The organism is Gilliamella sp. HK2 (assembly GCF_001690265.1).
Taxonomy (GTDB): domain Bacteria; phylum Pseudomonadota; class Gammaproteobacteria; order Enterobacterales; family Orbaceae; genus Gilliamella; species Gilliamella apicola_C.
The window spans coordinates 17,602-30,200 of sequence record NZ_LZGV01000086.1; the positions used below are offsets into that span (position 1 = coordinate 17,602).

Sequence of the window (12,599 nt, forward strand, 5' to 3'; positions counted from 1 at the left end):
TCAAAAATATGTAATATTTTAGTAAAGGAGCCTGACTTTTTTTTTATTATTGCAATAATGTAAAAACCTAAAATTAGATAACAATGGCGATTGCGATTATGATAAATATTTTATTAATTGATGATGATATTGAACTATCACAAATGCTTAGTGAATATTTGACTAATGAAGGTTTCAATATCAAGAGTGTTTATTTGGGTAAAGATGGTATTGATGAAGCATTGTCAGGAAAATACCGTGCTGCAATTTTAGATGTGATGTTACCTGACATTAATGGTATTGATGTCCTTAAAAGCATACGGCAACAGCGTAATATGCCAGTTATTATGTTAACGGCCAAAGGCGATAATATTGATCGCGTTTTAGGATTAGAATTAGGCGCTGATGATTATATCCCAAAACCTTGTTATCCGCGTGAGTTGTTAGCCCGATTACGTGCTGTTTTACGTCGTTTTGATGAACGTTCAGTAGAAACAGTTGATGATAAAAAATACCATTTTAATGGCTTAACCTTAGATCTTCCCCAACGTTTATGCACGTGGAATGGAAAAGCTATTGATTTAACATCAACCGAGTTTAATTTATTAGTTTTATTAGTAAAACATAGCGAGCGGGTAGTAACTAAAGAGGAGTTATCAGAGATCGGTCTTGGTCGAGCACGAGAACTTTATGATCGTAGTGTTGATGTTCATATTAGTAACATTCGACAAAAACTACATCAGATAGCACAAAATGATGTGACAATTGAAACAATTAGGGCTGTCGGTTATCGTATCCGCTAACAACCAATAGGCTTGCTATGAATCGTCGATTATTTTGGAAAATACTCATTATATTTTGGGTTATCTTCTACCTCACTTTCCAATTAACTTGGATTGCATTTTCTGTTTATATAGAAAATAAAAATCAAAAATTTCTGAATCATATGCCGACAAAAGTGGATATGATAGCCCAGCTATTACATGTAGCAGGCGAAGATGAGACGCTTAATTTTATAGCCCATTTACCTGAACGAGAAAGGGCTTTATTATCAATAAAATTAGTTTCTCCAATCAATGAGCAAGTCAATATTTTGACCGACGAATTAGAAACACCAACCTATGTCTATCAACGCATGGCTGTCGCGCCTGATGGCACGCTTTATTCTATTTCATTTAAAGAAGATAAGGATAAAGATGATAAAAAGACATTATTCAATATGCCAATGCCAATTGTGTTAATGGGAATATGTGTTGGGCTAGCTTTTAGCTTGTTTTTGGCATGGAATCTAACTAGACCCATGCGGTTATTAAGACAAGGTTTTTTTCGCGTATCTCAGGGTGATCTTTCTGTTCGATTATTCCAAAAATTAAAACCTAGGCGTGATGAGCTTAGCGAATTAGGTAAAGATTTTGATATGATGGTTGAGCAACTTAATATTCTTATCTCAGATCGTCAAGCTCTTCTTCATGATGTTTCACATGAGCTAAGAACACCACTTGCTCGTTTGCAACTAGCGATTGGGCTTGCTCAACAAAACAAACAAAATATTGATACCGCATTAGCTAGAATCGAATTAGAGTCAGAACGATTAGATCAGCTAATCGGTGAGATTCTAAACTATTCTCGTGCTGAAATGAATAATCGTACCGATGAATATTTTGATTTAAAAGACTTAATAAGTGTAGTAATTAATGATGCTAACTATGAGGCTAATCATCAGCTCATTGATGTACATTTCAACTTATCGCCCGTTGCTCATTCTATTGTTAAAGGTAACTCAGAGCAAATTCGCCGAGCTATAGAAAACATTATTCGTAATGCGATTCGCTTCTCTAAAGCTAGACAAGCTGTCGAAGTTTCATTAAAAGAAGCAGGCAAGTATTTACAAATTGAAGTTAAAGATCGTGGGCCTGGTGTAGAAGCTAATAAACTATCGAGTATTTTTGAACCGTTTGTCCGTATCCAGTCTCCTCAATTAGGCAAAGGTTACGGGTTAGGTCTTGCGATTGCAAGAAAGACCGTTATTATGCATAACGGCACTATTCAAGCAACCAATCGTGATGGTGGTGGATTAGTTGTAACAATCGAATTACCTTATTGGAGAAGCAGTAATTAACGATTAATAACAGTCGCTATTAATGGTGAGCACGTACTGTTTAACTAGACTTTCTAGCTTAATTTTATCGTGACCTATAAAATCTAAAGTTTTTATAATAGCGTCTGGATCACTTTCTAGTATCGCTTTGTACTGCGCAATATATTGGCTGGCGATGTGCTTGTAGGACCAATGCCATTCTTCGGGTTGATATCCGCCTTTTCGCCCCTCATTAAATGCTTGGCAAAATCCATATTTGGGTAGGTTTTCTTGCAACCATTTGTAAAGAATGATGCCCTTTTTATCATTTTTAAAATATGCAGATGAAACGCTGGTAATATCAATATCTGTACCCCAGTGGTGCCTTGATGTGCCTGGCATTGATGAGTATTTTAAAATCTCTCGGGCAATTTTCTCAGGGTCATTGAGCTTATGAGATAAAGCATCCCATTTTCGTTGCCAAATCCCGTTTTGGTAAGCGTAATTACGTGTTGCACTTACCACAATAAAAGGAATATTGGGGTGATCTTTTTTGAAGTCTTTAAACGCTTTTATTAGCTGATCAGCAACTTCTTTTTGTAGATACATTCCTTTTTTATTAACTGGTAATTGAGTTAAATCCAATGCAATAAAATCACTATCTTTTTTTTCATCAAACTGCCCTGTTAGTTTATTTAATGGAATTGTTTGCGCCATAGTAATACTCGAACATAAAATTAACGTTAATGATGAGATTAAAATAAGAAGTGTTTTTAAATTTATTAATTTACTTTTCATTTTAAATATTACATATATTCTTTATAGTAAGATGAGATGAAAAACAGTATAATCTTTTTCCTAAAAATTGAAATAGCCATAATGTGTAAAAACGAGGCCTTATGTCAACACTATGTACGTCAAATATGTCTGTAAATTTATCAGATACTTCAAACTCAATAAATCTAACCACAATGAACCCAAGTAAAGAAAAAGTAAACTTACTCAATTTTACACGCCAACAATTAAGAGCGTTTTTTATTTCACTAGGTGAAAAACCATTTAGAGCCGATCAAGTGATGAAATGGATCTACCATTTTGGGGTAGATGATTTTGACCAAATGACCGATATCAATAAAAAGCTAAGAGAACAACTAAAAACGTTAGCTGAAATTAAAGCGCCAATGATTGCAATGGAGCAACGTTCATCTGATGGCACAATTAAATGGGCGCTTGATGTGGGCAATAACCAAATGATTGAGTCGGTTTATATTCCAGAACGCGATCGTGCAACATTATGTGTTTCATCACAAGTTGGTTGTGCATTAGAATGTAAATTCTGTTCTACCGCACAACAAGGATTTAACCGAAACTTAACCGTTTCTGAAATTATTGGCCAAGTATGGCGCGCATCAAATGCTATTGGTGTAACAGGCAAACTGGCGGATAGACCGATTACCAACGTCGTTATGATGGGGATGGGAGAGCCGTTACTTAATTTATCTAATGTAGTGCCCGCGATGGAAATTATGCTAGATGATTTTGGCTATGGTTTATCAAAAAGGCGTGTAACACTATCCACCTCAGGGGTTGTTCCTGCTTTAGATAAGCTCGCGGGTATGATTGATGTGGCACTGGCGATATCACTTCATGCGCCTAACGATACTATTCGCAGTGAAATCATGCCAATTAATGAAAAATACAATATGACTATGTTGCGTGATTCAATTTTACGTTACCTTTCTTGTTCAAATGCGAATCATGGAAAAGTTACTATCGAATATGTATTACTTAATCAAGTTAATGACGGTGTTGAACACGCACACGAACTTGCTAAATTCCTAAAAAATGTACCAAGTAAAATTAACTTAATTCCTTGGAATCCGTTTCCTGGTGCGCCTTATTCTCGTTGCTCTAATTCGCGTATCGATCGATTTATGAAAACATTGATGGGATATGGTTTTACTGTAATTGTTCGAAAAACGCGCGGTGACGATATTGATGCCGCATGTGGCCAATTAGCTGGTGAAGTTGTTGATCGTACCAAAAGAACGCTGTATAAAAAACAAAGCTTGGTGCAACAAACATTATAAAGGAAAAAAAACAGCAAAAAGGGGAAGTTGATGAAAAGAAGCTTGATATTAAACTGTTTTGCTCTGATCATTTTATCTGGTTGTCAAATCAAAAACAGCGATGAATTTGATCCAGAAAAAGCCGCTTTAGCAAGAATGCGCCTTGGGTTAGGCTATCTTGCCAACGCAAATGGATCTGAAGCTAATGTCAAAGCAGCACATTATAACCTCAAATTAGCGGCACAATACTCACCAAATAACCCACAAATTATGCTAGCAATGGCAATGTTTGATCAACATGTTGGTGAATACGAGGAAGCCGAGATGATCTATAAGCGCATTATTTTTATGCAACCTGGTAATGGATTATATCATGTGCATTATGGCTCTTTTTTATGTGGGCGAGATCGTTACCAAGAAGCACAGCAACAATTTAAGCAAAGTCTTGATTTAGATCGCCACCGTTGGAAAGCTGATACCTATGAACAATATGGATATTGTGCTATCCAAAATAATGATAAAAAAACAGCTGAGTTAATGTTTAAGCAACTTTTTCAATACGACGCAAATCGGCGTGATAATGTGAAAAAAATAGCTGAGATTTATCAGAAAAAGGGCGATATGAAAGTTGCCAATTATTTGTTTTCAGTCACAAAATAGTAAGCTATAAAATATTATTATTTAAACCGTAATAACATCATCATTATAATTTTTTAAAGAAGATATCATGAGTTTTTGGGCTATTTTATTATTAGCACTGGCTATGTCGACCGATGCCTTTGCTGTCGCTGTATGCCGCGGGGTTTCGCTTAAATCAACCCCATTTTTAGGTGCACTCAAAGTCGGTATTTTATTTGGTGTTGTTGAAGCTATTACGCCAATCCTCGGCTGGTTAGTTGGCTATATTGCACTGAAATATATCGAACAATGGGATCACTGGGTTGTTTTTACTGTCATGTTATTTTTAGGTATGAACATGATTTACAACAGCTTTAAAAAAACTGGTGAAGATTGCCTAGAGGATAGAGAAACATCATCAAAAAAATCCTTTCTAATGCTAATTTTTACAGCTATTTCAACCAGTATAGATGCATTTGCTGTTGGTATTGGATTAGCGTTAGCAAGCGTGAATATTTATTGGGCTGCAACAATGATTGGCATAGCAACCTGTTTAATGGTAACGATTGGATTATTATTAGGTAATAAATTAGGCTGTTTAATTGGTAAACGAGCAGAATTTTTAGGTGGTTTAGCGCTTATTATGATTGGCACAATTACGCTTTATCAACATCTATCTAATTAGACTTTCCCTTGTTTTCATCTAGTAACATCGCTTAGCTTTTCAAACAGGACTATCATAATAGCATTTATCACGTTAAAGTATCTAATAGATAAGATTGAAACCAATTTAGTTAACTAAACTGTTACCTGTTATAGGTAACAGTTTATGGAAAAAACTTCTATTTAAATCTTTTTAAATTTTACAAAATGTCATATCAAAGCTACGAGCCTGTTGATTATAGACTGCTTTAAAGGCACCTTTGTCATGAGGATTTTGCAAAATATGATTGACGATAACTGGTCTAATATTTGCTTTAATATAACCAGGTAATCCTCTCGCACCACGAATTAAATCGTAGTGATCATGACAAAATGAGCTTATACAAGAATCAGATATTTCTACAGAAAAACCTCGAGGTTGATATGCTTGATTCAATTTGTCAATTTCACGGCGAATAATTCGCTCGATAACGACCATTGGCAAGCGTTTGAAATGGAGAATATTTTCTCGTCCGTTAAAACGATTAAGTAGTTCTGAACGATAAGTGTTATTCAGGTCATTTGTTGCCAATTCACACGCAGCTTCATCAGAAAGGTTTGGATCTAAATAATAAGGTTGCCCGATATTTGAAGTCATAATAATCATAATATCAGAAAAATCGACTGTTCGACCGACATTATCAGTTAATCGTCCATCCGATAAAATCTGTAAAAAGATATTAAATACATCAGGATGTGCTTTTTCAATCTCATCAAATAGATAGATTCCAACTGGTTTTGCTCTAACAGAGTTTGTCAAAATGCCTCCAGCTTCAAATCCTTCATATCCTGGTGGCGCACCAATCAATTTAGCAACAGCATGTTTTTCCATGTATTCAGACATATCAAAACGTACCAATGATTTTTCATCACCATAGACATATTGCGCTAAGGCTTTAGCCATCTCAGTTTTACCTACACCGGATGGACCTAAAAATAGGTAAGACATGGCTGGACCTGATTCTTCTAGCGCATCGACTTTAGCGACTTTTACCGAATTAGCGACATGTTTAACAATATTATCTTGACCAAAAATTCTCGATAATAAATTTGCCTCTAAATTAATCAAGTTTTCAACTTCATTTTCATCTAGTTTGTTTGTAGGTATTCCTGAAACTTTGCTAAATTCAGTGATAACTTCTTGACGGTTAAGCCGTAAATCTTTGTTAGCTAGCATAACCAATTTTTGGTGTTGTTCGTTATTTTGTACTATTTCTGCATCAATCTGTCGAATCTTTTCCTTTAATTTGGTAACAGCCGGTGAGTCAAATCCACCAGCGGTTAGCTGTGCAAAGGTTTTTATTGTTGTTGATTCCGAATTTTTATTATTATCCTCTTCTTCTTGCAATTGGTTGATCTCATCTTGCAATTTAAAGCGTAATGTTTCGGCCTCACGTTGATATTGGTAAGTTTTATTGATTTCTGACTTTAATTCTTGCCAATCTTGTTGCCATTGTTCAAGTTGTTGTTGCAAATCTTGTTTTTCTGTTTCATTGGTACTTTTGGCTATCTTATTCATTAGCTCAATTATTTTAGGATGCTGTTTATGCGTAAGTTGGCGATAACTTGCAAGCGCACGATCAAGTAAAGCAATCGCTCGTTGCGGTTGTGCTCCACCTAAACCTAAACTATCTCGATACTTACTGGTTAAATGTATCGCTTCTTCAACAGCATCTTCATCAACTTCAATTTTATGGTATGCAGATAGCTCTTTAGCAACACTAGAAACAATCGATCTTAAATCATCCCCAATCGGCTCTTTAACATCATAAAGAGTGTAAAGCTCTGGCATGTTTGTACTGGCTTTTAATACATTACTCAATTTATCATCGCGGACTTCTAAAATAACTTGGAAATTATTTGCTTTGTCTGCGTTATTTAATGCATTGATAAAATGAGCATTGCCAGTATTATGTGCTGCTTCTAAAAAATTAGCCGTATCAGTAATAATCAATACTGATTCTGGAGTTTGCATTAGCTTTTTTAAAATACTTTGAAACTCATTGTTTATCTTAGCGCTATCACCACTAGAAAAAAGCGCATCACAATTTAACCAAAACAGTTTTTTTACAATCAAATCAAACGGTGTATCTGGGCTGTTTTTAGCTGCTTGCAAACCAAGGGTAAGCATTGAAACACCAACACCAGCAGGACCTGTTAGCAAAAGTGAATTTGATGATTTTCGTATAAGAATAGATGATATTCTTTCTAAATCATGTTCCCGACCCACTAAAGTAAAATTAGGGTATTGCGCTAAATATTCACGCCCTCTAACTAAATACATTGTGCATTCCTTTATTATAGTTTAAAGGGAGAGGTAGTTTGCGAGCTCTCTTTTTTATTCTCAGATTTTTCTGATAAAACATCACCTGTCACAGCAATAAATTCTCGCGTATCATTTTGAACATCTTTAGACATTCTTTCAATTTCTTCTAAATTTGCTCGCATTGTTTCTAATGCTGAACGTGTAATTTCAGTAGCTTCTTTTTGAGTATCACCAAATTCTGCTAAGTTCTGTAACATCGCTTCTAAATCATTATTAATTTCATCACGACCTGTTGCGATTCGGATGGCTTCATTTTTAGCTATGTCATTTGTTACTCGTGTCATTTCAGCTAGAGTATTACCTGCCATAGATTGTGCCTCATTAATTGCTGCTGAGTTAACAGCAGTAACCACAACACTAAGTTGTGAAGCAACCGATGCAATTCCTCGTGAATGCATTGCTCTGGCACTTTCAACTTGTTTTTTGGTTGCAGCTTGCATATTGCGAATTTTAATGGCTTCCGTTGTTAATTCACCATAGGTTTGCATGGTATCAACCGTTGCTGTTGATACAGTATCGATATGTTCATCTAAATTGCGTCTAGCTTCATCAAGCTTCATTGATTCTAATAGGTTGTCACCAACATCTTTATGCTCAAGCTCTTCTCTACGTTCGCGGTGAACTTTCTCAACTTTTTTAGTCGCTTCGTTCATAATGGCATAAATTTGTATCATATTGCCATTATTATCGCTAAGCCCTTCTATTTGTTTAACCATTTTTTCAAGGTGATTACGAATTGCACCAAAACGTTCTTTGCCTTGATTAACAAATTTTAATGCCGATTCAACCATATCAGCTTGGCGTAATGTATGCTGTTCTGAAGTTAGGTTCAGTAACTCCTTTAGTTTTTCAACATCGATTGAATCCTTGCGTTGTTCGTGACGTTGTGCAATTTCTATCTGAATATCACTTAATTCTTTTTGTTTATTTTGTATTTGCTGTTGTAACTGTACAATAGTTTCCTCATTAGCAGTGATTTTAGCTTGTGATGCAACTTTAATTTTTCCTAAACCAAAAAATTTCCTATCATTTTGTAACAAAACGATTTCTTTTTGCAAATTAGTTATTTTCTCTTCAATACTAGTAATTTCGCTTTGCACGCTTGCTTGTTGCGCTATCTTTTCTTCATCCCATTGTTGATCCGCTTTTATTTGCGCTAAAGCATTTCGAGTCTCACCATTTTGGCGTAAGTTATACAGTGCGTCTGTAAGTTCAGTAAGTGGTTTAATTTTTTCAATAAAGTCATTAAGGTCATTATTAAAGTCAGAATATACCCGCTGTAACTCAGCGAATACTTCGGTATCAGTCATTTCGATGCGCTGTTTAGACATCTCTTCTGAAATGGATTGTAGATATTCTTTAAATGTATCAAATTCTTGAATTTTGGCTCTATCAGCTTCTTTATTATCAGTAAATTCTAAAATATGAGTGACTTCTTCTACTTTCTGTTCAAGTGAAAGATTATCTGAAAAAATAACTTTAAAAAAAGTATTTTGTTGAATATTTGAAAGCGGATTTTCTACTTTAGCGCTTTTTTGTCGTTGCCTAACTGAAGAATCATTTTGTTCGATGCTAGTTACTTTTCTCTTAGAAGATACACTCATTGTTTTTTTCCTTATTATTTAGCTATTTTAAATCCTATTTCAAATGAAAAGGAGAAAGTTTGGAATAATTAATTTACTCCTATAGAAAAGACAAATGCCATCTTTTCATCATGTTATTATCTATTTAACAGTTTATTTTGACAAGTAAAACTGCTATTGATAATAAAAAAGGAAAATAGGAAACACATATAATTTAAGCCATTTACTGACATATGAAAGTATTATCAAGCTTTATATTTAACTTTAATCAATTTAACGGCGTATTTTTAATTTGTTTTATTTGGTACAAATAAGGAAAGAAATTAATAAGAAAAAACCACTCGCATGAACGAGTGGTTTATATTGATAAGTTTAAGGAGTAGCAACAGATGAGATTACATCATTCCGCCCATACCACCCATGCCGCCCATACCACCAGCAGCACCTAAATCAGCTTTATCATCTTTAGGTAAATCAGTAACCATACATTCAGTAGTAATCATAAGACCGGCAACAGACGCTGCGTATTGTAATGCACTACGAGTTACTTTAGTTGGATCTAAGATGCCCATTGCAATCATATCACCATACTCTTCAGTTGAAGCATTGTAACCATAGTTACCTTTGCCACCTTTAACCGCATTAACCACAACTGATGCTTCTTCACCACAGTTAGTCACGATTTGACGTAATGGCGCTTCCATTGCACGAAGAGCGACTTTTATACCTACGTTTTGATCTTCGTTAGCACCTTTAAGTTCCAAAATCGCTGACGCAGCACGAACAAGAGCAACACCACCACCAGCAACAACGCCTTCTTCAACTGCTGCACGAGTAGCGTGTAACGCATCTTCTACACGCGCTTTCTTCTCTTTCATTTCAACTTCAGTTGCTGCACCAACTTTAATTACTGCAACGCCGCCAGCTAATTTAGCAACGCGTTCTTGAAGTTTTTCTTTATCATAATCAGAAGTTGATTCTTCGATTTGTTTACGAATTTGTTCAACACGCGCTTTAATTAAAGACTCTTCACCAACGCCATCAATAATGGTTGTATTGTCTTTATTGATAACAACGCGTTTAGCTTGACCTAAATCTTCAAGTGTTGTTTTTTCAAGCTCTAAACCAATTTCTTCTGAAATTACAGTACCTGCAGTTAAGATTGCAATATCTTGTAACATAGCTTTACGACGATCACCAAAACCAGGTGCTTTAACAGCTGCAACTTTAACAATACCGCGCATAGTATTTACAACTAAAGTCGCTAATGCTTCGCCTTCAACATCTTCCGCAATAATTAATAATGATTTACCTGCTTTAGCGACCGCTTCAAGCACTGGCAATAATTCACGAATATTAGAGATTTTTTTATCAGCTAATAAAATATATGGGCTATCTAATTCAACTGTTGCTGTTTCAGGTTTGTTAATAAAGTATGGTGATAAGTAACCACGATCAAATTGCATACCTTCAACAACATCAAGCTCATCTTGTAAACCTGTACCATCTTCAACAGTAATAACACCTTCTTTGCCTACTTTTTCCATTGCTTGAGCAATTAAAGTACCAACGGTTTCATCAGAGTTAGCTGAAATGGTACCAACTTGTGCAATTGCTCTAGAGTCAGCACAAGGAGAAGATAATTTTTTAAGTTCTTCAACAGCTGCAACAACGGCTTTATCAATACCGCGTTTTAAATCCATTGGATTCATACCTGCAGCAACAGCTTTTAAACCTTCATTAACAATTGCTTGAGCAAGTACAGTTGCAGTGGTTGTACCGTCACCCGCTGCATCGTTTGCTTTTGAAGCCACTTCTTTAACCATTTGTGCACCCATATTTTCGAATTTATCTTCTAATTCGATTTCACGAGCAACAGAAACCCCATCTTTAGTAATAGTTGGTGCGCCAAATGATTTATCTAATACTACATTACGCCCTTTTGGACCTAAAGTTACTTTAACTGCATCGGCTAATACATTAACACCTTGAAGCATTTTGATGCGAGCATCGTTACCAAATTTTACATCTTTAGCTGCCATCTTCGTATTTCTCCTAAATTCTGTCTATAGTTTAATTATTTGCCAGTTATGCTTGAACAATGGCTAAAATATCGCTTTCTGATAAGATAAGCACTTCTTCGTTATCGATTTTTTCTGTTTTAACGCCATATCCTTCGTTAAAAATTACGATATCACCCACTTTCACATCTAATGGCTGTACTTGACCATTTTCTAAAATGCGACCATTACCAACAGCTAAAACCTCACCTCGTGTTGATTTACCAGCAGCTGAACCTGTTAACACGATACCACCCGCTGATTTTGATTCTACTTCTTTGCGTTTAATGATCACGCGATCATGCAATGGACGAATTTTCATTAGTTATCTCCTAGCACTAATTTTAATTAAAACAATTATTATCAATAAATCATGCAATTATGATTTTCAAATGTAGTGCAAACTATATGGGGACAATTTTAAATTCTTCAAGGGAAGAAAACTAAAAAAAGTCTAATTGATTATTTATCAATCATCTTTACGTTTGAATTCACCTTCAATAATATCACTGTCTTGATAATGTGTTTGCGATGATGAAAATTGAAATCTCATCGGTATTTTTCGAACTATAAATTCTACAATATAATCTTGAACACGGGGAATTAATAAAATTGCGCCAACAATATCAGTTAAGAAACCAGGAATAAGTAAGAAAAAACCAGAAAAAAGCAAAGATACACTTTTTATAATTTCAGCTTTAGCACTTTGATGATTAGCGATTTTTTGTTGCATAATACTTAGATTTTTCAAACCTTGTGTTTTAACTAATGAAAAACCAAGAATTGACGTTGCAATAATACAGATTAATGCAAGTAAAACACCAATTGAATTTGCAACAGCTATAAAAACACTGATTTCAAAATAAACATAAATAAAAAAGAGAATAAAACCAACAAATCGCATATAACAATCCTATAAGCACAAAGGAATAATATTAGAAATTAGCTATTAATATGAAGATGATTAGCTAATTTTCAACCAAGCAATAAATATTTTTTAAAAAATTTTACAAAAGGGATTGACTGACACTTACAAATCGTGTTTAATGTGCATCCATTGTTGCCCGGATAGCTCAGTCGGTAGAGCAGGGGATTGAAAATCCCCGTGTCCGTGGTTCGATTCCGCGTCCGGGCACCAATCACCAAATTCTAAGACCTGCTTCTAGCAGGTTTTTTTATATCTAA

11 protein-coding genes and 1 tRNA gene are annotated in these 12,599 nt (G+C 35.0%); 6 read left to right on the plus strand and 6 right to left on the minus strand.

All coding sequences use genetic code 11. The features are described from left to right. The first annotated feature begins 101 nt into the window (after positions 1 to 101). Both A9G45_RS08840 and A9G45_RS08845 read left to right on the plus strand, forming a co-directional pair. On the plus strand, positions 102 to 782 hold the full coding sequence (locus A9G45_RS08840) for a response regulator transcription factor (protein ID WP_065568294.1): 681 nt from the start codon (positions 102 to 104) through the stop codon (positions 780 to 782). A 17-nt stretch (positions 783 to 799) separates the two neighbouring features. Further along, positions 800 to 2,098: an ATP-binding protein gene (locus A9G45_RS08845; RefSeq protein ID WP_065568245.1), complete on the plus strand. Its 1,299-nt coding sequence runs from the start codon at positions 800 to 802 to the stop codon at positions 2,096 to 2,098. A gap of 3 nt (positions 2,099 to 2,101) precedes the next feature. On the opposite strand, the gene A9G45_RS08850 is transcribed toward A9G45_RS08845, so the two are convergent. Further along, positions 2,102 to 2,773, minus strand: coding sequence for a M15 family metallopeptidase (locus A9G45_RS08850; protein ID WP_176701653.1), 672 nt, complete (start codon positions 2,771 to 2,773; stop codon positions 2,102 to 2,104). A 254-nt stretch (positions 2,774 to 3,027) separates the two neighbouring features. On the opposite strand from A9G45_RS08850, the gene A9G45_RS08855 reads away from it, so the two are divergent. The 3 genes from A9G45_RS08855 (at position 3,028) to A9G45_RS08865 (ending at position 5,428) form a co-directional block, all read left to right on the plus strand. Next, the gene (locus A9G45_RS08855; RefSeq protein ID WP_442903050.1) at positions 3,028 to 4,146 is read left to right on the plus strand and encodes a bifunctional tRNA (adenosine(37)-C2)-methyltransferase TrmG/ribosomal RNA large subunit methyltransferase RlmN; all 1,119 of its coding nucleotides are present in this window, start codon (positions 3,028 to 3,030) and stop codon (positions 4,144 to 4,146) included. A 30-nt stretch (positions 4,147 to 4,176) separates the two neighbouring features. Next, entirely contained in the window at positions 4,177 to 4,785 is a 609-nt protein-coding gene (locus tag A9G45_RS08860; RefSeq protein ID WP_065568243.1) for a hypothetical protein, read from the plus strand. A 67-nt stretch (positions 4,786 to 4,852) separates the two neighbouring features. After that, a complete protein-coding gene (locus A9G45_RS08865) occupies positions 4,853 to 5,428 on the plus strand; it encodes a manganese efflux pump MntP (RefSeq protein WP_065568242.1) in 576 nt (191 codons plus the stop codon). A gap of 171 nt (positions 5,429 to 5,599) precedes the next feature. On the opposite strand, the gene A9G45_RS08870 is transcribed toward A9G45_RS08865, so the two are convergent. The 5 genes from A9G45_RS08870 to A9G45_RS08890 form a co-directional block, all read right to left on the minus strand. Beyond that, positions 5,600 to 7,729 carry an AAA family ATPase gene (locus A9G45_RS08870; protein ID WP_065568241.1) on the minus strand — a complete coding sequence of 710 codons (2,130 nt, stop codon included), beginning with the start codon at positions 7,727 to 7,729 and terminating at the stop codon, positions 5,600 to 5,602. A gap of 14 nt (positions 7,730 to 7,743) precedes the next feature. Further along, on the minus strand, positions 7,744 to 9,375 hold the full coding sequence (locus tag A9G45_RS08875) for a hypothetical protein (RefSeq protein WP_065568240.1): 1,632 nt from the start codon (positions 9,373 to 9,375) through the stop codon (positions 7,744 to 7,746). 374 nt (positions 9,376 to 9,749) lie between these two features. Then, positions 9,750 to 11,396 (minus strand): chaperonin GroEL, encoded by a 1,647-nt coding sequence (groL, locus tag A9G45_RS08880; RefSeq protein WP_065568239.1) that lies wholly within the window; start codon positions 11,394 to 11,396, stop codon positions 9,750 to 9,752. A gap of 46 nt (positions 11,397 to 11,442) precedes the next feature. Further along, the gene (locus tag A9G45_RS08885) at positions 11,443 to 11,736 is read right to left on the minus strand and encodes a co-chaperone GroES (protein ID WP_034915350.1); all 294 of its coding nucleotides are present in this window, start codon (positions 11,734 to 11,736) and stop codon (positions 11,443 to 11,445) included. 147 nt (positions 11,737 to 11,883) lie between these two features. Continuing rightward, a complete protein-coding gene (locus tag A9G45_RS08890) occupies positions 11,884 to 12,318 on the minus strand; it encodes an FxsA family protein (protein ID WP_065568238.1) in 435 nt (144 codons plus the stop codon). Between the two features lie 158 nt (positions 12,319 to 12,476). On the opposite strand from A9G45_RS08890, the gene A9G45_RS08895 reads away from it, so the two are divergent. Next, positions 12,477 to 12,552 (plus strand) — tRNA-Phe (locus A9G45_RS08895). Positions 12,553 to 12,599: the final 47 nt, after the last annotated feature.

What these genes read in the sequence shown, in the direction of transcription:
- A9G45_RS08845 (WP_065568245.1), top strand. Translation starts at nt 800, where the DNA reads ATGAATCGTCGATTATTTTGGAAAATACTCATTATATTTTGGGTTATC.
- A9G45_RS08850 (WP_176701653.1), bottom strand. Translation starts at nt 2,773, where the DNA reads ATGGCGCAAACAATTCCATTAAATAAACTAACAGGGCAGTTTGATGAA.
- A9G45_RS08855 (WP_442903050.1), top strand. Translation starts at nt 3,028, where the DNA reads ATGAACCCAAGTAAAGAAAAAGTAAACTTACTCAATTTTACACGCCAA.
- A9G45_RS08860 (WP_065568243.1), top strand. Translation starts at nt 4,177, where the DNA reads ATGAAAAGAAGCTTGATATTAAACTGTTTTGCTCTGATCATTTTATCT.
- A9G45_RS08865 (WP_065568242.1), top strand. Translation starts at nt 4,853, where the DNA reads ATGAGTTTTTGGGCTATTTTATTATTAGCACTGGCTATGTCGACCGAT.
- A9G45_RS08870 (WP_065568241.1), bottom strand. Translation starts at nt 7,729, where the DNA reads ATGTATTTAGTTAGAGGGCGTGAATATTTAGCGCAATACCCTAATTTT.
- A9G45_RS08875 (WP_065568240.1), bottom strand. Translation starts at nt 9,375, where the DNA reads ATGAGTGTATCTTCTAAGAGAAAAGTAACTAGCATCGAACAAAATGAT.
- groL (WP_065568239.1), bottom strand. Translation starts at nt 11,396, where the DNA reads ATGGCAGCTAAAGATGTAAAATTTGGTAACGATGCTCGCATCAAAATG.
- A9G45_RS08885 (WP_034915350.1), bottom strand. Translation starts at nt 11,736, where the DNA reads ATGAAAATTCGTCCATTGCATGATCGCGTGATCATTAAACGCAAAGAA.
- A9G45_RS08890 (WP_065568238.1), bottom strand. Translation starts at nt 12,318, where the DNA reads ATGCGATTTGTTGGTTTTATTCTCTTTTTTATTTATGTTTATTTTGAA.